14 protein-coding genes are annotated in these 20,729 nt (G+C 61.8%); 4 read left to right on the forward strand and 10 right to left on the reverse strand.

What is annotated here, in order from left to right:
• The first annotated feature begins 75 nt into the window (after positions 1 to 75).
• The 3 genes from serB (at position 76) to nadR (ending at position 3,989) form a co-directional block, all read left to right on the forward strand.
• A complete protein-coding gene (gene serB, locus AC6I8P_RS03490) occupies positions 76 to 1,053 on the forward strand; it encodes a phosphoserine phosphatase (RefSeq protein WP_021506809.1) in 978 nt (325 codons plus the stop codon).
• 13 nt (positions 1,054 to 1,066) lie between these two features.
• Complete coding sequence (gene radA / locus AC6I8P_RS03495) at positions 1,067 to 2,449, forward strand: DNA repair protein RadA (protein ID WP_021506810.1); 1,383 nt, start codon at positions 1,067 to 1,069, stop codon at positions 2,447 to 2,449.
• A 313-nt stretch (positions 2,450 to 2,762) separates the two neighbouring features.
• A complete protein-coding gene (gene nadR, locus AC6I8P_RS03500; RefSeq protein ID WP_010618490.1) occupies positions 2,763 to 3,989 on the forward strand; it encodes a multifunctional transcriptional regulator/nicotinamide-nucleotide adenylyltransferase/ribosylnicotinamide kinase NadR in 1,227 nt (408 codons plus the stop codon).
• A gap of 49 nt (positions 3,990 to 4,038) precedes the next feature.
• Here nadR and ettA read toward each other — a convergent pair whose 3' ends face one another.
• From ettA to atzF, 10 genes are all read right to left on the reverse strand, one after another.
• Positions 4,039 to 5,706 carry an energy-dependent translational throttle protein EttA gene (ettA, locus tag AC6I8P_RS03505; RefSeq protein ID WP_071813584.1) on the reverse strand — a complete coding sequence of 556 codons (1,668 nt, stop codon included), beginning with the start codon at positions 5,704 to 5,706 and terminating at the stop codon, positions 4,039 to 4,041.
• Between the two features lie 116 nt (positions 5,707 to 5,822).
• Positions 5,823 to 6,587 carry a DNA-binding transcriptional repressor DeoR gene (gene deoR, locus AC6I8P_RS03510; protein WP_058757230.1) on the reverse strand — a complete coding sequence of 255 codons (765 nt, stop codon included), beginning with the start codon at positions 6,585 to 6,587 and terminating at the stop codon, positions 5,823 to 5,825.
• A 112-nt stretch (positions 6,588 to 6,699) separates the two neighbouring features.
• On the reverse strand, positions 6,700 to 7,398 hold the full coding sequence (gene urtE / locus AC6I8P_RS03515; RefSeq protein WP_058776207.1) for an urea ABC transporter ATP-binding subunit UrtE: 699 nt from the start codon (positions 7,396 to 7,398) through the stop codon (positions 6,700 to 6,702).
• 1 nt (position 7,399) lies between these two features.
• A complete protein-coding gene (urtD, locus tag AC6I8P_RS03520) occupies positions 7,400 to 8,191 on the reverse strand; it encodes an urea ABC transporter ATP-binding protein UrtD (protein ID WP_058757139.1) in 792 nt (263 codons plus the stop codon).
• The gene (urtC, locus tag AC6I8P_RS03525; protein ID WP_058757138.1) at positions 8,184 to 9,260 is read right to left on the reverse strand and encodes an urea ABC transporter permease subunit UrtC; all 1,077 of its coding nucleotides are present in this window, start codon (positions 9,258 to 9,260) and stop codon (positions 8,184 to 8,186) included. The genes urtD and urtC overlap by 8 nt, the downstream gene beginning before the upstream one ends.
• Positions 9,260 to 10,825: an urea ABC transporter permease subunit UrtB gene (urtB, locus tag AC6I8P_RS03530; RefSeq protein WP_159377898.1), complete on the reverse strand. Its 1,566-nt coding sequence runs from the start codon at positions 10,823 to 10,825 to the stop codon at positions 9,260 to 9,262. Before urtB ends, urtC begins: the two co-directional genes overlap by 1 nt.
• Positions 10,826 to 11,106: 281 nt before the next feature.
• Positions 11,107 to 12,375: an urea ABC transporter substrate-binding protein gene (urtA, locus tag AC6I8P_RS03535; RefSeq protein ID WP_498031151.1), complete on the reverse strand. Its 1,269-nt coding sequence runs from the start codon at positions 12,373 to 12,375 to the stop codon at positions 11,107 to 11,109.
• 30 nt (positions 12,376 to 12,405) lie between these two features.
• Complete coding sequence (locus tag AC6I8P_RS03540) at positions 12,406 to 13,107, reverse strand: GntR family transcriptional regulator (protein ID WP_021506818.1); 702 nt, start codon at positions 13,105 to 13,107, stop codon at positions 12,406 to 12,408.
• A 9-nt stretch (positions 13,108 to 13,116) separates the two neighbouring features.
• Entirely contained in the window at positions 13,117 to 16,734 is a 3,618-nt protein-coding gene (gene uca / locus AC6I8P_RS03545; protein WP_498030978.1) for an urea carboxylase, read from the reverse strand.
• Between the two features lie 2 nt (positions 16,735 to 16,736).
• On the reverse strand, positions 16,737 to 18,533 hold the full coding sequence (atzF, locus tag AC6I8P_RS03550; RefSeq protein ID WP_275028126.1) for an allophanate hydrolase: 1,797 nt from the start codon (positions 18,531 to 18,533) through the stop codon (positions 16,737 to 16,739).
• Between the two features lie 256 nt (positions 18,534 to 18,789).
• Between atzF and sltY the strand changes: the two genes are divergently transcribed.
• Entirely contained in the window at positions 18,790 to 20,709 is a 1,920-nt protein-coding gene (gene sltY / locus AC6I8P_RS03555; RefSeq protein ID WP_058771515.1) for a murein transglycosylase, read from the forward strand.
• Positions 20,710 to 20,729 lie beyond the last annotated feature (20 nt).

Genomic DNA, 20,729 nt, shown 5'->3' on the forward strand with positions numbered 1-20,729 from the left:
TGGCAATTATGTTGCCAGAACCCGCGCAGACAAGGTAGCCTCTTGCGTGGTTTTGTTGTCCCTACAGGAGCTGTAATGCCAAATCGTCTTACCTGGTGCGATCTGCCCGCCGATGTCTCTCTTTGGCCGGGTTTACCCCTTTCCCTGAGCGGTGATGAAGTGATGCCGCTGGATTACCGTGCCGGTCGGACTGGCTGGTTACTGTATGGGCGCGGGCTCGATAAACAAAAACTGACCGATTATCAGCATCAGCTGGGCGCGGCGATGGTGATCGTCAGCGCGTGGAATGTCGATGAGTATCAGGTAATCCGGCTGGCGGGCTCGCTGACACCGCGTGCCAGCAAGCTGGCGCATGAGGCTGGCTTTGATGTGGCGCCGCTTGGCAAAATTCCCCATCTGAAAACGCCAGGGCTGCTGGTAATGGACATGGATTCCACCGCCATCCAGATCGAGTGCATCGATGAGATCGCCAAACTGGCGGGCTGCGGCGAGCAGGTGGCGGAAGTGACGGAGCGCGCGATGCGCGGCGAGCTGGATTTTAAAGCCAGTCTGCGCGAACGCGTGGCGAAGCTGGCTGGCGCTGACGCCAACATCCTGAAGCAGGTACGCGACACGCTGCCGCTGATGCCGGGCCTGACCACGCTGGTGCACAAGTTGCAGGCGCTGGGCTGGCAGGTGGCGATTGCCTCGGGCGGGTTCACCTTCTATGCCGATCACCTGCGGCAGACGCTGCATCTGGCCGCTGCGGTGGCCAACGAACTGGAAATGCGTGACGGTAAGCTGACCGGCGAAGTGCTGGGGCAAATCGTCGACGCGCAATTTAAAGCCGATACCCTGAACAGTCTGGCCCAGCGCTTTGACATCGCACCGGAACAAACCGTGGCGATTGGCGATGGTGCTAACGATCTGCCGATGATTAAAACGGCGGCGCTGGGTATCGCCTATCATGCTAAACCCAAAGTGAATGAGCAGACGGAAGTGATTATCCGCCACGCTGACCTGATGGGAGTGTTCTGCATTCTCACCGGCAGCCTGATTCACGAAGAGCGTTAACTGAGGATTTGATTTGGCCAAAGCGGCAAAACGCGCCTTCGTCTGTAACGAATGCGGCGCTGACTATCCGCGCTGGCAGGGGCAATGCAGCGCCTGCCACGCCTGGAATACCATTACCGAGGTGCGCATTGCCGCCTCGCCTGCGGCCGCGCGCAATGAGCGCCTGAGCGGCTATGCCGGTAGCGCCGGCACCAGCCGGGTGCAGAAGCTGTCGGAGATCAGTCTGGAAGCGCTGCCGCGTTTCTCGACCAGTTTTAAAGAGTTTGACCGCGTGCTGGGCGGCGGCGTGGTGCCGGGCAGCGCGATACTGATTGGCGGTAACCCTGGTGCCGGTAAATCGACGCTGCTGTTGCAGGTGATGTGTAAGCTGGCGGAAGGGATGAAAACCCTGTACGTCACCGGCGAAGAGTCGCTGCAGCAGGTGGCGATGCGCGCCCATCGTCTGGGATTGCCGACGGAAAACCTCAATATGCTGTCGGAAACCAGCATTGAGCAGATCTGCCTGATCGCCGAGCAGGAGCAGCCGAAGCTGATGGTGATCGACTCGATCCAGGTGATGCACATGGCGGAGATCCAGTCATCGCCGGGCAGCGTGGCGCAGGTGCGGGAAACCGCCGCTTACCTGACGCGCTTCGCCAAAACGCGCGGCGTGGCGATCATCATGGTCGGTCACGTCACCAAAGATGGCTCGCTGGCCGGGCCGAAGGTGCTGGAGCACTGCATCGACTGTTCGGTGCTGCTGGACGGCGATGCCGATTCGCGCTTCCGCACGCTGCGCAGCCACAAAAACCGCTTTGGTGCGGTGAATGAGCTGGGCGTATTTGCCATGACCGAGCAGGGCATGCGCGAAGTCAGTAACCCGTCTGCTATCTTTTTGTCACGCGGCGATGAGATCACCTCCGGCAGTTCGGTAATGGTGGTCTGGGAGGGCACGCGCCCGCTGCTGGTTGAGATTCAGGCGCTGGTGGATCATTCGATGATGGGCAACCCGCGCCGCGTGGCGGTTGGACTGGAGCAGAACCGTCTGGCGATTCTGCTGGCGGTGCTGCACCGTCACGGCGGTCTGCAGATGGCCGATCAGGATGTATTTGTGAACGTGGTCGGCGGCGTCAAAGTCACCGAGACCAGTGCAGACCTGGCGCTGCTGCTGGCGATGGTGTCGAGCCTGCGCGATCGCCCGCTGCCACAGGATCTGGTGATTTTTGGCGAAGTCGGGCTGGCCGGGGAGATTCGTCCGGTGCCGAGCGGCCAGGAGCGCATTTCCGAAGCGGCCAAGCACGGCTTTAAGCGCGCCATTGTGCCGGCAGGGAATGCGCCGAAGAAGGCGATTGACGGTATGAAGGTGTATAGCGCGAAGAAACTGGCGGACGCGCTGGCGATTCTGGACGAACTGTAAGGTGGGTTGTTGGGGAGGGGGTTTGGCTTGTGGCTCCACCTTTTCCCTCACCCTAACCCTCTCCCGCTTGCGGGAGAGGGGACCGATCGGAGAGGCGGAAAGTACGGCGTTGTTCTGCCATTTACCGCTCTGTTCAGGATTTTCCTCCTCTCCCGCTGGGCGGGAGAGGAGACCGATCGGAGCGGCGGGAAGTACGGCGTTGATCTGCCATTTATCGCTCTGTTCAGGATTTTCCCCCTCTCCCGCGGGCGGGAGAGGGCCGGGGTGAGGGCCCACGCGCACCATCCCTCTAATTCCATGCAGGAGGCACCACATGTCATCGTTTGACTATCTGAAAACCGCGATTCGCCAGCAGGGACATACATTGCAGCAGGTGGCTGATGCCAGCGGGATGACCAAAGGCTATCTGAGCCAGTTGCTGAATGCCAAAATCAAAAGCCCGAGCGCGCAGAAGCTGGAAGCGCTGCACCGTTTTCTCGGGCTGGAATTCCCGCGTCGCGACAAAACCGTGGGCGTGGTGTTCGGGAAGTTCTATCCGCTGCACACTGGCCACATCTACCTGATCCAGCGCGCCTGTAGCCAGGTCGATGAGCTGCACATCATCATGGGCCATGACGATCCGCGCGATCGTCAGCTGTTTGAGAACAGCGCCATGTCGCAGCAGCCCACCATCAGCGATCGTCTGCGCTGGCTGCTGCAGACCTTCAAGTACCAGAAAAACATCCGTATCCATTCGTTCAACGAAGAGGGAATCGAGCCCTATCCGCACGGCTGGGACGTGTGGAGCGCCGGTGTGAAAACCTTCCTCGCGGAGCAGGGCATTGAGCCCGACTGCGTCTATACCAGCGAAGAACCGGATGCGCCGATGTATCAGCAGCATCTGGGCATTCCGGCGGTGGTGATCGATCCGCATCGATCGTTTATGAACATCAGCGGCAGCCAGATTCGTCAGGATCCGTTCCGCTACTGGGAGTACATCCCGACTGAAGTGAAGCCGTTCTTCGTGCGCACCGTGGCGGTGCTCGGCGGTGAATCGAGCGGCAAATCGACGCTGGTCAACAAGCTGGCCAACATCTTCAACACCACCAGCGCGTGGGAGTATGGCCGCGATTATGTCTTCTCGCACCTCGGCGGCGACGAGATGGCGCTGCAATACTCCGACTACGACAAAATCGCGCTCGGCCAGGCGCAGTACATCGATTTTGCCGTCAAATATGCCAACAAAGTGGCGTTTATCGATACCGACTTCATCACTACCCAGGCGTTCTGCCTCAAGTATGAAGGACGCGAGCACCCGTTCGTGCAGGCGCTGATCGATGAGTACCGCTTTGACCTGGTGATTCTGCTGGAAAATAACGTACCGTGGGTGGCCGACGGCCTGCGCAGTCTCGGCAGTTCAATGGATCGCCGCGAGTTCCAGTCGATGCTGGTCACCATGCTGCGTGAAAATCACATTGAATATGTGCACGTCAAAGAGGATGACTACGACACACGCTTCCTGCGCTGCGTCGAGCTGGTGAAGCAGATGCTGGGCAGCTAGCGCAGCACAACAAAAAAGGCGCCGCGGCGCCTTTTTGTTATCACAGCGATTACTTCGCCATGCGCTTGTACTTGATACGCTTCGGCTCCAGCGCTTCGGCGCCGAGGGTGCGTTTCTTGTACTCTTCGTACTCGGTAAAGTTACCTTCGAAGAACTCCACCTTACCTTCATCCTGATAGTCGATGATGTGGGTGGCGATACGGTCGAGGAACCAGCGGTCGTGCGAGATCACCATTGCGCAGCCCGGGAACTCCAGCAGGGCGTTTTCCAGTGCGCGCAGGGTTTCGATATCCAGGTCGTTGGTTGGCTCATCGAGCAGCAGCAGGTTGCCGCCCACCTGCAGCAGTTTCGCCAGGTGCAGACGACCACGCTCACCGCCGGACAGTTCGCCGACGCGTTTGCCCTGATCGGTGCCCTTGAAGTTAAAGCGACCGACATAAGCGCGGCTTGGCATTTCGGTGTTGCCGATGCGCATAATGTCCTGACCGCCAGAAACTTCTTCCCACACGGTTTTGGAATTATCCATCGCATCGCGGAACTGATCGACCGACGCCAGCTTCACGGTTTCGCCCAGCTCGATGCTGCCGGAATCCGGCTGTTCCTGGCCTGACATCATGCGGAACAGCGTCGATTTACCGGCGCCGTTAGGACCGATGATGCCGACGATGGCGCCTTTCGGCAGCGAGAACGACAGATCGTCAATCAGCACGCGATCGCCATACGCTTTGCTCAGGTTCTTCACTTCCAGCACTTTGTCGCCGAGGCGCGCGCCAGGTGGAATGAACAGTTCGTTGGTCTCGTTACGTTTCTGATAATCGGTGTTGTTGAGCTCTTCAAAGCGCGCCAGACGGGCTTTGCCCTTAGACTGACGGCCTTTCGCGCCCTGACGCACCCACTCCAGCTCTTTCTCGATCGATTTGCGACGCGCCGCTTCCTGAGAAGCTTCCTGCGCCAGACGCTGATCTTTCTGCTCCAGCCATGAGGAGTAGTTGCCTTCCCATGGAATGCCTTCACCACGGTCCAGCTCCAGAATCCAGCCGGCAACGTTATCGAGGAAGTAACGGTCGTGGGTGATGGCTACCACGGTGCCTTCGAAATCGTGCAGGAAACGCTCCAGCCACGCGACGGATTCGGCATCCAGGTGGTTGGTCGGTTCGTCGAGCAGCAGCATGTCTGGCTTTTCCAGCAGCAGACGGCACAGCGCGACGCGGCGGCGTTCACCACCGGACAGGTTGGCGATTTTGGCATCCCACTCCGGTAGACGCATGGCATCGGCAGCACGGTTCAGCTGGGTTTCCAGGTTGTGCCCGTCGTGTGCCTGGATCACTTCTTCCAGACGACCCTGCTCAGCGGCCAGCTTGTCGAAGTCGGCATCCGGATCGGCGTACAGCGCGTACACTTCGTCGAGACGCTTCAGCGCGCCAACCACTTCCGCGACGGCTTCTTCCACCGACTCACGCACGGTGTGTTCCGGGTTCAGCTGAGGTTCCTGCGGCAGATAGCCGACTTTGATGCCCGGCTGCGGGCGGGCTTCCCCTTCGATATCTTTATCAATGCCGGCCATGATGCGCAGCAGGGTCGATTTACCCGCGCCGTTCAGGCCGAGTACGCCAATTTTGGCGCCAGGGAAAAAGCTAAGGGAGATATTCTTCAGAATGTGACGCTTCGGCGGAACCACTTTGCCGACGCGATGCATGCTATAGACGAATTGAGCCACGTTGTGATGAGCCTCTTGGTCTGTAATGGGTGGAACGTCAGATGCTGAAGTTTAGCCGTTTTCACCCGGCAATCACAGCCGCATTGCGCGCAATCTTCCGCAGCGGCGGAATAATGCTAGCCGCAGTGCAGGGTGAGCCTGGCCGCCTGCAGCACGGCGAGCAGCGCGGGCGGAGGCGGGCTGTCGCTGACCAGCATATCAAACAGCGAGAAGTCGCCAATGCGCGCCGGCAGTACCTTGCCGTACTTGCTGCTGTCGCCGACCACGATTTTGGTCTGCGCCCGCTGCAGCGCCAGATGCTTGATGGGCAGTTCATTGAGGTTATAACAGGTGGCACCCTGCGCGGCGTCCATGCCGGCGGCAGAGATGAAGGCTTTATTGGGGCAGAGCGCATCCAGCACCGTGACCTGCTCGAGCGGGGTAAACACGGCGTTATCGGCGTGGAATTCGCCGCCGCACAGAATCACCCGACAGTGCGGCTTCTCTTTTAACGCCAGAAAGGTGTTGATCGCGCTGCAGATGGCGGTGAAGGGCAGATCGTTATCGATCGCTTCTATCACCAGCGGCAATGTGGTGCCGCAGTCGAAAAACACCGTGTCGTTGGCCTGTACCAGCGCGGCAGCCCGCTGTGCCAGCAGACGTTTCTTGCTGACGTTGAGGTTTTGCTGGTCGCTGACAAAATAGTGCGCCACGTTCTGCCGCGGGTCGCGCATCACATAGCCACCCAGCAGCACCACGCCCTGCGTCGCGCCGGTTAAATCGCGGCGGATGGTCATTTCTGACACGCCCAGCAGTTGCGCGGCCTGTTTTAAGTGCAGGGTGTCGCTGTGTTTCAGCGCCTGCGCCAGCTTATTGATTCGTTCGTCGCGGCGGGTTTCCATCAGTAACAGTTCGCTCAACCTTCGCTGCGGCCGGAATGGCCGGTGGAGGGTAAACATAAGTTTTTTCTTGCAGATTAACAACCTGTCTTCTGCCTGCCCGCCCGCCGCACGGCTAAATCGCCACCAGCCCGCGCACGCCCTCGCTCTCCATATTCGCCCCTGCGCCACGCTGCACAATTTCGCCGCGCGACATCACCAGATAGCTGTCGGCCAGTTCGGCGGCGAAATCATAAAACTGCTCAACCAGCAGGATCGCCATGTCACCGCGCTGTGCCAGCTGGCGGATCACCGCACCGATCTCTTTGATCACCGACGGCTGGATCCCTTCGGTCGGCTCATCGAGGATCAACAGCTGCGGCTGGCAGGCCAGCGCCCGGCCGATCGCCAGCTGCTGCTGCTGGCCGCCTGACAGATCGCCACCGCGCCGCGTTTTCATCTCGCGCAGCACCGGAAACAGCTGGTAGATCTCCTCCGGTACCCGGCTGGCCTGGGCGCCGGAGAAGCGCGCCAGCCCCATCAGCAGGTTCTCTTCCACCGTCAGACGCGGAAAAATTTCGCGTCCCTGCGGCACATAAGCAATGCCGGCCTGCACGCGCTGGTGTGGCTTGCGCGTGTTAATCAGCTGGTTTTGCCAGCGAACCTCGCCGGATTTGACCGGAATCAGCCCCATCAGACACTTCAGCAGCGTGGTTTTGCCCACGCCGTTGCGCCCCAGCAGGCAGGTGATCTCGCCCGGGCGAGCCTCAAACGACAGACCGCGCAGGATATGGCTGCCGCCGTAATATTGATGCAGTTCTGCTACCTGTAACATCTCAGCGCCCCAGATATACGTCGATAACCCGATCGTCCGCCTGTACCTCGCGCAGCGATCCCTCAGCCAGCACCTGGCCCTGATGCAGCACCGTCACGTGGTCGGCAATGGTTTCCACAAAGCCCATGTCATGTTCCACCACCATCAGCGAGTGTTTGCCCGCCAGGCTGCGGAACAGCTCGGCGGTGTAGTCGGTTTCGGCATCGGTCATGCCAGCTGCCGGTTCGTCCAGCAGCAGCAGGTGCGGCTCCTGCACCAGCAGCATGCCGATTTCGAGAAACTGCTTCTGCCCGTGCGACAGCAGACCCGCCTGCCGCTGGCGTTCGCCGCCGAGCCGCAGCAGTTTCAGCACCTCGTCGATGCGATCGCGCTGCTCGCCGCTAAGCCGGGCGCGCAGGCTGGCCCACACCGATTTATCGTTTTTTAGCGCGATTTCGAGGTTTTCAAACACCGTCAGTGCTTCAAACACCGTGGGTTTCTGAAACTTGCGGCCAATGCCGGCGCGGGCAATTTCGACCGGCGACAGCTGGCGCAGATCGGTATCCTGGTCGTAGATCACCTGGCCGCTGTCCGGCCGGGTTTTGCCGGTGATCACGTCCATCAGCGTGGTTTTTCCCGCGCCGTTCGGGCCAATCACGCAGCGCAGTTCGCCGACGCCAATCTGCAATGACAGATCGGTCAGCGCGCGGAAGCCGTCAAACGAGACGTTGATGTTCTCCAGCTGCAGCACCGGATCGGTTTGCTGACGATGGCGATCCGCCGGGTGCGGTTGGGTAAACAGTTGCTCAGTCATGACGCCTCCGGCGCAGCAGGCCAATTACGCCACGCGGCAGAAAAAGCGTGACCAGGATGAACATCAGGCCCAGGAAAAACAGCCAGTATTCCGGGAAGGCGACGGTGAACCAGCTTTTGGCACCGTTGACGATGGCCGCACCCAGCAGCGGGCCAATCAGCGTGCCGCGTCCGCCGAGCGCCACCCAAATCGCCGCTTCAATCGAGTTGGTCGGCGACATTTCACTCGGGTTGATGATGCCGACCTGCGGCACGTACAGCGCACCAGCCAGCCCGCACAGCACGGCGGAGAGTGTCCAGACGAATAGCTTGAAGCCCTTCGGATCGTAACCAATAAACATCAGGCGGTTTTCCGCATCGCGCACCGCCGTCAGCACGCGACCAAACTTACTGCGCGCCAGGGCAAAGCCCAGCGCCAGGCTGAACAGCAGCAATAGCACGGTCGCGATAAACAGTGCGATACGCGTGCCGGTGGCGGTGACGCTGAAACCGAGCAGGGTAGTAAAACCGGTAAAGCCGTTGTTGCCGCCAAAGCCGGTTTCGTTGCGGAAAAACAGCAGCATGCCAGCGTAAGTCAGCGCCTGCGTCATGATGGAAAAGTAGACGCCTTTGATTCTGGAGCGAAAGGCGAAGAAGCCAAACAGCAGTGCCAGCAAGCCCGGCACCAGTACAATCAGGCACAGCGCCCAGAGAAAGTGCTGGCTGCCGGCCCAGAACCATGGCAGTTCATTCCACGACAGAAACGACATAAACGCCGGCAAACCGCTGCCTGCGGCCTGGCGCATCAGGTACATGCCCATGGCATAGCCGCCGAGGGCAAAAAACAGCCCGTGGCCAAGCGACAGCAGCCCGGCGTAGCCCCACACCAGATCCAGTGCCACCGCGACAATCGCATAGCAGAGGATTTTGCCCACCAGCGTCAGCGTATAGGTGGAGATCGCCAGCGGATGGCTGGCGGGCAGCAGGGCGCAGAACGGCAGCACCAGCAGCAGCGCGGTCACGATGACGCCGAGAATCAGGCTGAGGCGTGGCGCTTTGCGCACCGCGCGTAAGGTCAGTGGCTGGCTCATCAGTCAATCACCCTCCCTTTAACGGCAAACAGACCCTGGGGACGTTTCTGGATAAACAGCACAATCAGCACGAGGATCAGGATTTTGCCGAGCACCGCGCCAATCTGCGGCTCCAGCACTTTGTTGAGGATGCCGAGACCAAAAGCCGCCACCACGGTGCCGGCCAGCTGACCGACGCCGCCGAGCACCACCACGAGGAATGAGTCGATGATGTAGCCCTGACCCAGTTCCGGCCCGACATTGCCCAGCTGCGACAGCGCGACGCCGCCGAGTCCGGCAATGCCGGAACCGAGGCCAAACGCCAGCATATCGATGCGCCCGGTCGGCACACCGCAGCAGTCCGCCATGGCGCGGTTCTGCGTGACCGCCCGCACATTCAGCCCCAACCGGGTTTTATTCAGCAGCAGCCAGGTGAGCGCCAGCACCGCTATGACAAACAGGATCACCGCGATGCGGTTATACGGCAGCACCAGATTCGGCAGCAGCTGCCAGCCACCGGACAGCCAGCCCGGATTGGCCACTTCGAGGTTCTGCGCACCAAACAGCATGCGCACCAGCTGAATCAGCATCAGGCTGATGCCCCAGGTGGCGAGCAGCGTCTCCAGCGGTCGACCATACAAATGGCGGATGATGGTGCGTTCCAGCAGCATGCCCATCGCGGCGGTGACGGTGAAGGCCACCGGCAGCGCCAGCAGCGGGTACCATGCCAGCCACTGCGGGGCAAACTGCTGGAACAGATTCTGCACCAGCCAGGTGGCGTAGGCGCCGAGCATCAGCATCTCGCCGTGCGCCATGTTGATCACGCCCAGCAGGCCGTAGGTGATCGCCAGGCCGAGCGCGGCCAGCAGCAGAATGGAGCCGAGCGACAGGCCGGTAAACGCCTGGCCGAGCCAATCGCCCCACATCAGGCGCTGCCTGATGTGCTGCAGGCTGGCGGCCGCAGCGGCGCGCACCTGCGCATCGGGTTCGTTGCTGGCCTGGGTTAAGCGCGTCAGGCTGGCCTGCATCGCCGGATCGCCCGATTCACCGAGCAGCGTGACCGCTTTCAGGCGCAGCGCGGCGTCCGGGCTGGCGAGCTGCAGATTCGCGGCGGCCATCGCCAGCACCGCGCGTACTTTGCTGTCCTGCTCGGCGGCAAGGCGCTGTTCAATCAGCGGCAGCTGGTCAGGCGCGGCATCGTTTTGTAACTGCTGCGCCGCGCGCAGGCGAATCGCCGCATCATCACTCACCAGCTGGTGGGCGGCGAGGGCGCTGGCAATCAGCACGCGCAGCCGGTTGTTCATGAAGAGTTTTTTGGTTTCGCCGTCCGGCTGCCGGGCGCTGTCGAGCGGCAGAAGCTGGTCAGCCTGTTTGCTGAACGGCTGTTTGTTCTGGTCGATAACCACGCTTTCATTGCGCAGCGCCTGCAGCAGCGGCAAGCGGCTGGCCTGCGGCGCCGCAGCCCACTGCTGCAGCAATGTCGCCTGCTGCGTGCGGCTGGCAGCGGCGAAGTCAGCGCCATCACCGGCCTGCGCCAGCCACGGCAGCAGTAACAGCAGGCAGCTGAGAATACGGCGGAGTGTCATGGTGATCATCCTGTTATGGTTACGTTGGGTGCGGTGTGGCCCTCATCAGGGTTAGGGCGTTGTCTGGCCCTCACCCCGGCCCTCTCCCGGAGGGAGAGGGAGAAAAACGGGTGAGTGCGGTGCAAGGCCCTCACCCCGGCCCTCTCCCACAGGGAGAAGGAGACGCTGCTACAGGTGAGTTCGGTAGCGGCGTGCTGGCTCGATCGGTTCCCTCTCCCGCCAGCGGGAGAGGGTTAGGGTGAGGGCCAGCGGGCCATAGGGCGAGGACCATCAGCCTCCCCTTACTGCGCCGACTTCACCGGATAGTCCGGCTTCTTATCATTCCCGGCGATGTACGGGCTCCACGGCTGGGCGCGTACCGGCTGTTCGGTCTGCCACACCACGTTGAACTGGCCGTTCTCCTCCACTTCACCAATCATCACCGGCTTGTGCAGATGGTGGTTGGTTTTGTCCATGGTCAGCGTGAAGCCGTCCGGTGCTTTGAACGTCTGTCCGGCCATCGCGGCGCGCACTTTATCCACATCGGTGGTGCCGGCTTTCTCTACCGCCTGTGCCCACATGTGCAGGCCAACGTAGGTGGCTTCCATCGGATCGTTGGTCACTACGGTGCTGGCGTTCGGCAGGTTGTGCGCTTTGGCGTAAGCGCGGTAGTCGGCCACGAACTTCGCATTAGTCGGGTTATCCACTGACTCAAAGTAGTTCCACGCTGCCAGCTGACCGACCAGCGGTTTGGTGTCGATGCCGCGCAGCTCTTCTTCCCCCACCGAGAAGGCAATCACCGGAATGTCGGTTGCTTTAATGCCCTGGTTCGCCAGCTCTTTGTAGAACGGTACGTTGGAATCACCGTTGATGGTGGAGATCACCGCGGTTTTGCCACCAGCGGAGAATTTCTTGATATTGGACACGATGGTCTGGTAATCGCTGTAACCAAACGGCGTGTAAACCTCTTCGATATCCTTATCCTGCACGCCTTTGCTATGCAGGAAGGCACGCAGAATCTTGTTAGTGGTGCGCGGATAGACATAGTCAGTGCCGAGCAGGAAGAAGCGTTTGGCGCTGCCGCCATCTTCGCTCATCAGATACTGCACCGCCGGGATCGCCTGCTGGTTCGGCGCGGCGCCGGTGTAGAACACGTTCGGCGACATCTCTTCGCCTTCGTACTGCACCGGATAAAACAGCAGGCCGTTCAGCTCTTCAAACACCGGCAGCACCGATTTGCGCGAGACTGACGTCCAGCAGCCAAACACCACCGCCACTTTGTCCTGAGTCAGCAGCTGGCGCGCTTTTTCGGCGAACAGCGGCCAGTTAGAGGCCGGATCGACTACCACCGGTTCCAGCTTCTTGCCCAGCACACCGCCTTTGGCGTTGATCTCATCGATGGTCATCAGCGCCACATCTTTCAGCGGCGTTTCGGAAATCGCCATGGTGCCGGACAGCGAATGCATAATGCCGACTTTGATGGTGTCTGCCGCCTGTGCGGTAAAGGCGAAGCCCATACTGGCAACGGTAGCGGAGAGCGTGAAAGCTTTAAGCAACGAACGTCGTTTCATCATTTAAACCCCTAACTGTGTTATCTGTTGTTATTCAATGGGTTGAAGCCGAGCCTGCTGTAACATATGCAACGTAATCTTCCTGACCTCGGCCTTACTGACGGCAATGTGGTCGGTTAAAATGCGCTGTGCCTCCTCGGTGTGTTGCTGAAAAATCGCCCGTAAGATCTGAGCGTGCTCGCGGTACGTGGCATCGACCCGGTCATCCCGCGTGAAGTCGAGACGGCGAATGATGCGGATTTTTTCTGTCAGCTCGGCGTGGATGCGCGCCATCTCCTGATTGCCCGCCGCCGCCACCAGCGCCATGTGAAAGGCTTCGTCGTGCGCTGATACCGCTTTGCCATCTTCCAGCCGGGCATCGTCGATCCAGAAGGTTTTCAGCGCGGTCAGGGTTTCCGCGCAGGCCAGCGGCGGCAGCGCGCACAGGCGGCGCACCGCTTCGCGTTCCAGCACGGTGCGGAAGTCGTACAGCTCCTCGAAGTAGGCGAAATCGAACGGCCGCACCTGCCAGCCGCTGCGAAACCACACCTCGACGTAGCCTTCGCGCTCCAGCCAGAACAGTGCCTGACGCACCGGCGTGCGGCTCACCGCCAGCCGCTCGGCGATTTCGTTTTCGCTGAAGCGGTCACCCGGCATCAGACGGAATTCAAAGATGTCCTGCTTCAGCGCCTGATAAACCTTTTCGGCCAGCGCTTCGGGACGGCCTTTGCTGCGGGGCGCGCTACTGTTCATACCTGCTCCTTAAGCCAGCCACAGCAGGGTGTCGCCCGGACTTACCGGACGGCCCGCCTGGCAGGCAATGCGTTTCACCGTGCCGGCCTGCGGCGCGACAATCGCCAGCTCCATCTTCATCGCTTCCACGATGATCAGCGTCTGACCGGCCTGCACCGTATCGCCCGGCGCAACCAGCACTTTCCAGATGTTGCCGTTCATGTCAGCGCACACTGCCAGCGCATCGTCCTCTGCGTCGGCGACCACCAGCGTCTCTTCACTGGTGAGCGGCGCTTCCTGCTCTTCCTGCGCCCACAGCGTCACTTCCTGCTCAAACGCCGCGGCCTGGCGTTCACGGAAGGCACTGATTTCCGGCGCGTTGTCGGCGAGGAATTGCTGATGCGCCGCGAAATCAAACTCGCTCTGCTCGATGCGGATGCGGGCACGACCGGCGCGGAAATCGTCGCGCAGCTGCGTCAGTTCCGCTTCGCTCACCGGATAGAAACGCACCTGGTCAAAGAAGCGCAGCAGCCAGGGTTCGCCGGCGGCAAACTGATCGTTTTGCAGGAACTTATTCCAGATGGGCAGCGTGCGCCCCACCAGCTGATAGCCGCCCGGTGAATCCATGCCGTAGATGCACATGTACATGCCGCCAATGCCCACCGTGCCTTCGGCGGTAAAGGTGCGCGCCGGGCTGTATTTGGAACTCAGCAGGCGATGGCGCGGATCGATCGGTACCGCGCACGGCGCGCCGAGATAGACATCGCCGAGACCGAGAATCAGATAGCTGGCGGCAAACAGGGTGTCGCGTACCGCTTCGCGGCTCGCCAGTCCATTGATGCGCTGAATGAAGTCAACGTTGTTCGGCAGCCACGGCGCGCTGGCGCGAACCGTCTCTTTGTAACGCTCCACCGCACCGAGCGTGGCGCTGTCTTCAAACGCCATCGGCAGCCAGACGATGCGCGACGGCACTTTCAGCGCGCTGACGTCGCCCAGCCCGGCTTCCAGCTCCAGCAGCAGCGTCATCAGCTGCAGCTGACCGATCACCAGGCTGTCATAGCGCACCTGCAGCGAGCGCACGCCGGGCGACAGCTCTTCGATGCCGGGCTCTGCACGCTGGCGCAGCGCCTGCATCAGCAGGTGTACGCGCAGGCGCAGCGCCAGATCCAGCACGTTATCGCCGTACTCAATCAGCACATATTTGTCGCCCGCCTGGCGGTAGACCGCCGCAGGCGTGGTGGCGGTCGCCGGCAGCGCCGCTAACAGGGTGGCAGAACCGATGTTGCTCGCCGCCAGCGACGGCACCGCGAAGGCCGCTGCGTGCTGGCTGCGCAGCGTGGTTACGCTGTGCGCCTGGGCTTTCTCCAGCGCGACCGCTTCGTCGGCGCTGATCGGGTGGAAGCGGATGCGATCGCCCGGTTTGACCTGGCCGACTTTCCACAGCTCGGCTTTGGCGATGGTGACCGGGCAGACGAAGCCACCAAGGCTTGGGCCGTCGTGCGTCAGGATCACCGGGAAATCACCGGTAAAGTTCACCGCGCCGATGGCGTATTCGCAGTCGTGTACGTTAGACGGATGCAGCCCGGCTTCACCGCCATTGGCGCGCGTCCAGCTGGGTTTAGGCCCGACCAGACGGACGCCCAGCCGGTTGGAGTTGTAATGCACCTGCCAGTCGCTGGCAAAGAACTCATCGATGGCGGCCTGGGTGAAGAAATCCGGTGCGCCGTGCGGGCCGTACAGCACGCCAATGCGCCATTCGCTGCCGTAGTGCGGCACCAGCGCGCGATCCAGCGCTTCAGGTTCGCTGACCGGGGCTGGCGTGGTGCAGGCGGCGAGCGCCGGCTGGGAGATCGGCAGCATGTCGGCGACGCGCAGCGTGCGTCCGGCGTGGCCGCCAAACTGGCCCAGCGAGAAGGTGGCGCGGCTGCCGAGATACTCCGGCACGTCGAAACCATTACGCACCGCTAAATAGGTGCGGCAGCCGCTCTGCGCGCGGCCCAGCGTCAGGGTTTGTCCGGCTTTCACCGCCACCGGCTGCCAGTAGTTGACCGCGCTGCCGTCGAGATCGGCCGGACAGTCGGCACCGGTCAGCGCGATCAGTGCATCGCTGTGGAAGCGCAGCGTCGGGCCCTGCAGGGTGAACTCCAGCCCGGCGGCGCTGGCGTGGTTGCCGACGATACGGTTGGCCAGGCGGAAGGCGAAGTCATCCATCGGGCCGGACGGCGGCACGCCGATGTCCCAGTAGCCCAGGCGGCCGGGAAAGTCCTGAATGCTGCTGAACGTCCCCGGCTGCAGCACTTCGATGACGCTGGCCGCCGGCGTAAAGCCGTCAAGGAAGCGCGTCCAGACGTTGCCGCTGCGGAAGGCGTCGGTCGCCACGATCTGACGCAGATAATCGAGATTGGTGGCGATGCCGTGCAGTTGGGTGGCGTCGAGCGCCTGCTGCAGCTTCGCCAGCGCGGCGTCGCGCGTTTCGCCATGCACGATCAGTTTGGCTACCATCGGATCGTAAAACGCCGTCACTTCGCTGCCGGTCCCGATCCAGCCGTCGACGCGCACCCCCGGCGGGAAGCTGACGTGGGTTAACACGCCCGGGCTCGGCTGGAAGTTTTTCAGCGGATCTTCGGCGTACAGCCGCACCTCAATTGATGCGCCGTGCGGTGCCTGCTGCAGACGATCCCAGTCGATGGCATCGTCCGCCGCCACCTGCAGCATGCACTCCACCAGGTCAAGGCCGGTGACGCACTCGGTCACCGGATGCTCCACCTGCAGGCGGGTGTTCACTTCGAGGAAATAAAACGCGTCCTGCGCGGCGTCATAGATGTACTCCACGGTGCCGGCGCTGCGGTAATTAACCAGTTCGCCCAGCCGCACCGCTGAAGCCAGCAGCGCTTCACGCGTGGCCTGCGGCAGATTAGGGGCCGGCGTCTCTTCCACCACCTTCTGATTGCGGCGCTGCAGCGAACAGTCGCGTTCGCCCAGCGCAATCACCTTGCCCTTGCCGTCGCCAAAAATCTGCACTTCCACATGGCGCGCGCGGTCGATGCAGCGTTCAAGAAACACGCCGGCATCGCTGAAAAACTGCTCGCCCAGACGGCGCACGCTCTCCCACGCGTTCTCCAGGGCCGTGGCGTCGGCGCAGCGGGTCAGACCGATGCCGCCACCGCCAGCGGTGCTTTTCAGCATCACCGGATAGCCAATGTCTTCCGCCGCGCTGAGTGCGTCCTGCAGCGAACTGAGCAGCGGCGTGCCCGGCGTCATCGGCACGCCGGCGCTGGCGGCCAGCTCACGGGCGCGATGCTTGAGACCAAATTCGCCAATCTGCTGCGCGGTCGGGCCGACAAACGCGATGCCGGCCTCTTCGCAGGCGGCGGCGAACGGCAGGCTCTCGGAGAGAAAACCGTAGCCGGGCCAGATGGCCTGCGCGCCGCTTTGCTGCGCAGCGGCCAGAATTTTGTCGATGCGCAGATAGCTGTCGCTGGCTTTGTCACCGCCAAGGGCGATAGCCACATCGGCTTCGGTAACGTGACGCGCATTGCGGTCGGCATCCGAATAGACCGCCACGCTGGTTACGCCGAGGCGCTTCAGGGTGCGGATGGCACGACAGGCGATTTCGCCACGGTTAGCAATCAGAACGGTGCTGAACATGATTAGTGATTCCCCTGTGACGTCAGCCAGTTGCGCCAGCCGCCGAATTCAGTGATTTCCAGCGCCTGGGTCAGCGCTGCCGGTTCGCAGATAAAGCCTTTCACGATGCGTCCATCCGCCAGCGTCAGCGAACCGATGCCGAGCGGCGCCGGGATTTCCGCGACGAATTCGCCAAAGCGCGCCAGCGGGATGTCCCACAGTTCGACGGTGATGGCGGCACCGCTGTCGCCGCGTAGCAGGCCGGGCTTTTTGATCGGGCCATCAAGCAGGGCGAACAGGCGATAGTGGCTGGCGGTTTGCGTCTCTTCGACCCACACCGCCTGACGCGTGGTGAGCTGGAAATTCAGCGGCATGCCGGTGAGATGGGCACCGACCACCGCCACGCGCACGTGGTCAGGCGACGGCGGCAGCGCGGCGGGCTGTGGCGGCAGCGCTTTGCCGGTGGCCCCGAGCGGCAGCGCCAACTGCTGCTGCCAGCGCAGGCCAAACGTCGCCAGCGCGCGGTCGTGCCACGCCGGGGCGATCAGCGTGATGCCCGCGGGCAGCCCATCGGCGCGGAACGGGCCAGGCAGCGCCAGCGCGCTGAGGTCGGCCAGGTTCGTGAAGTTGGTATAGGTGCCGAACTGCGAGTTGTAGTGCACCGGCTCCTGCTGCATCTCTTCCAGCGTATGAATGGTGGGCGAGGTCGGCACCACCAGTGCATCGAACCGGGCCAGCGTCTGCTGGATCTGGCGCGTCAGTTCGGCACGCAGGTATTCCGCCTGATACGCCTCGACGGCGCTGTACTGGCGGCCGCTGCTGACGATGCCGTACACCACCGGATCCATCTCTTCCGGGCGGTCGAGCATCTCACCGACCGCCACGGTGCGCTCAGCCACCCACGGGCCGTAATAGAGCTGCTCCGCCAGCTGGTGGAAAGGGGCGAAGTCGATAGGGTGCAGCGTCGCACCGCTCGCCGTGAGCTGCTCCAGCGCGCTGAGCCACGCCGCTTCCGCCTGCTGGTCACCGTAAAACTGTGGCGCGGCAGGGATCGCCAGCGAGGGCTGCGGCTGGAAACTGGCCGGTGCGCTGCGTGGCGACTGGCGCGCATAGGCGTCACCGGCGTCGTAGCCGCCCGCAATGCTGGCGACGCTAAAGGCATCGGCAACCGTCAGGGCAAACACCGAGATGGTGTCATTGAGGCGGCAGGCCGGTACCACACCGCTGGCCGAGAACCAGCCTTTGGTCGGCTTCAGCCCGACGATATTGTTAAAACCTGCCGGCACGCGGCCGGAGCCGGCGGTATCAGTGCCGAGCGAGAAGCCGACCAGGCCGCGCGCCAGCACAGACGCGGAGCCGGAGCTGGAGCCGCCGCTGACGTAGGCCGGATTAAAGGTGTTGCTCACCGCGCCATACGGCGAGCGGGTGCCAACCAGACCGGTCGCGTACTGGTCGAGGTTGGTTTTACCGATGACGATAGCGCCTGCCGCTTTCAGCCTGGCCACCACGAAGGCATCGGCTGCGGCCTGATACGTCAGCGCCGGGCAGGCGGCAGTGGTCGGCCAGCCTGCCACGTCGATGTTGTCTTTGACGGCAAACGGCACGCCAAACAGCGGCAGCGTGGCCGGATTGCGCTGATACGCCGCCAGCAGCGGTTCAACCTGCGCCAGTAGCTGGGCCGGCGAAGCGAGGTACAGCCAGGCATTATCCTGGTTATCGAGTGCGTCGAGATGTGCGGCCAGCAGTGCAGGGATCTGCTGTGCATCCTGCTGTGCGCAACGTTGCCAGTCCTGAAGCGTAAAACCGAAGGTCGATGCCATGAGTGAATTCCAGCTGGTATACAAGATGGCATTCAACAGAGCAAAGCGCGTGCCAGAGTTGTAACTGAATGAAAACGCGTAGCTATTTGATGGGTAATAAGTTTTTCTGATGATTATTTGCACAATTGCGGCGCAGGCGCTGAACAATCACGGTGCGCCTGGGTAAATTTTGTGAAGAACGTGGCAAGAGCCGGTTGGCCTGGTTAGCATGAAGGGAGTCCGGCATAAGCTGGAGCGCAGCAATGAGGAGAGCGGAGTGGAGAAGTGGCGTAACTGGATGATAGGGATCTGTCTGGTCAGCACGGCCGGCAGCGTGTGGGCCGATTCGCTGGATCAGCAACGACAGCGCTATGCGCAGATCAAACAGGCCTGGGACAACAAACAGATGGACCAGGTTGAGCAGCTGATGCCAACGCTGCAGGATTATCCGCTCTATCCGTACCTGCAGTACCGCCTGCTGGCGCAGGATCTCGATCAGGAGACCGGGCTGGCGGTGAAAAACTTTATTCAGCAGTATCCGACGCTGCCGCCGGCGCGTTCGCTGCAGACGCGCTTTGTTAACGTGCTGGCGCACCGCCAGGACTGGCCGGGCGTGCTCAGCTTCAGCCCGGATGAGCCAAAGCCGGTGCAGGCGCGCTGTAACTGGTACTACGCCAAATGGGCGACCGGCCAGCAGCAGGCGGCGTTTGACGGGGCCAAAGCCATCTGGCTGCGCGGCACAGCGTTACCGAACGACTGCGACAAGCTGTTCTCGGTGTGGCAGGCGTCAGGGCAGCTGTCGCCGATCACCATCCTCGAACGCATCCGCCTGGCGATGAAAGCCGGCAACGACAGCCTGGTTAATTACCTGGCGAAAATGCTGCCGGCGGATTACCAAACTACCGCCAGCGCGCTGATTGCGCTGCAGCAGAATCCCCAGACCGTCACCACCTTTGCCAGCACCCTCGGCCCGACCGATTTTACCCGCATGGCCACCAGCTACGCCTTTGCCCGCGTGGCGCGTCAGGATATGGACAACGCGCGCATGATGATCCCGCAGCTGGTCCAGGCGCAGAAGATGAGCCCGGCAGAAGAGCAGGATCTGAAAGAGACGGTGGTGTGGCGCATGATGGGTGCCGATCTCACCTCGGAGCAGGCGCGCTGGCGCGATGCGGTGGTGATGAACAGCGAATCCACCGCGCTGATTGAGCGGCGCGTGCGGCTGGCGCTGAGTGAAAACGACCGTCGCGGCCTGAACACCTGGATTGCCCGTCTGCCGGTGGAAGCCAAAGAGAAAGATGAGTGGCAATACTGGCAGGCCGATTTACTGATGGCGCAGGGGCGCAAAGAGGAAGCGGAAGAGATTCTGCGTAAGCTGATGCAGCAGCGCGGTTTCTATCCGATGGTGGCGGCACAGCGTCTGGGCGTCGAGTATCCGCTGCAGGTGGATCAGGCCCCGGCGGCGGACAATAGCGTGGTGCAGGGGCCGGAGATGGCGCGCGTGCGCGAGCTGATGTACTGGGGGCTGGATAACCTGGCGCGCAGCGAGTGGGCCAACCTGATCAGCAGCAAAACTCATACCCAGCAGCAGATGCTGGCGCGCTACGCCAATGAACAGGACTGGTGGGATCTCAGCGTGCAGGCCACCATCACCGCGAAAATGTGGGACAGCCTGAAAGAGCGTTTCCCGCTGGCGTGGCGCAATCTGTATCAGCAATACACCAGCGATAAAGGCATCACGCCAAGCTACGCCATGGCGATCTCTCGTCAGGAGAGTGCGTGGAACCCGAAAGCGCGCTCACCGGTTGGCGCCAGTGGCCTGATGCAGGTGATGCCTGGCACCGCCAGCCATACCGTGAAGATGTACAACATTCCGGGTTACGTTAACAGCAGCCAGCTGCTCGATCCGCAGACCAATATTCAGATTGGTACGCAGTATCTGGAGTATGTCTATCAGCAGTTTGGTCAGAACCGCATCTTCTCTTCTGCCGCCTATAATGCCGGCCCGGGGCGGGTGCGCAGCTGGCTGAATACCAGCGGCGGCAAACTGGATGCGGTGGCGTTTATCGAAACCATTCCCTTCTCGGAAACCCGCGGCTACGTGAAAAACGTGCTGGCCTACGATGCCTATTACCGCTACTTCATGGGCAAGCCGGATAAGATTCTCGCCGACGGTGAGTGGAATCGCCGTTACTGACTGTGTTATGCTTCCGTACT

The organism is gamma proteobacterium symbiont of Lampromicra miyakona (assembly GCF_059730895.1).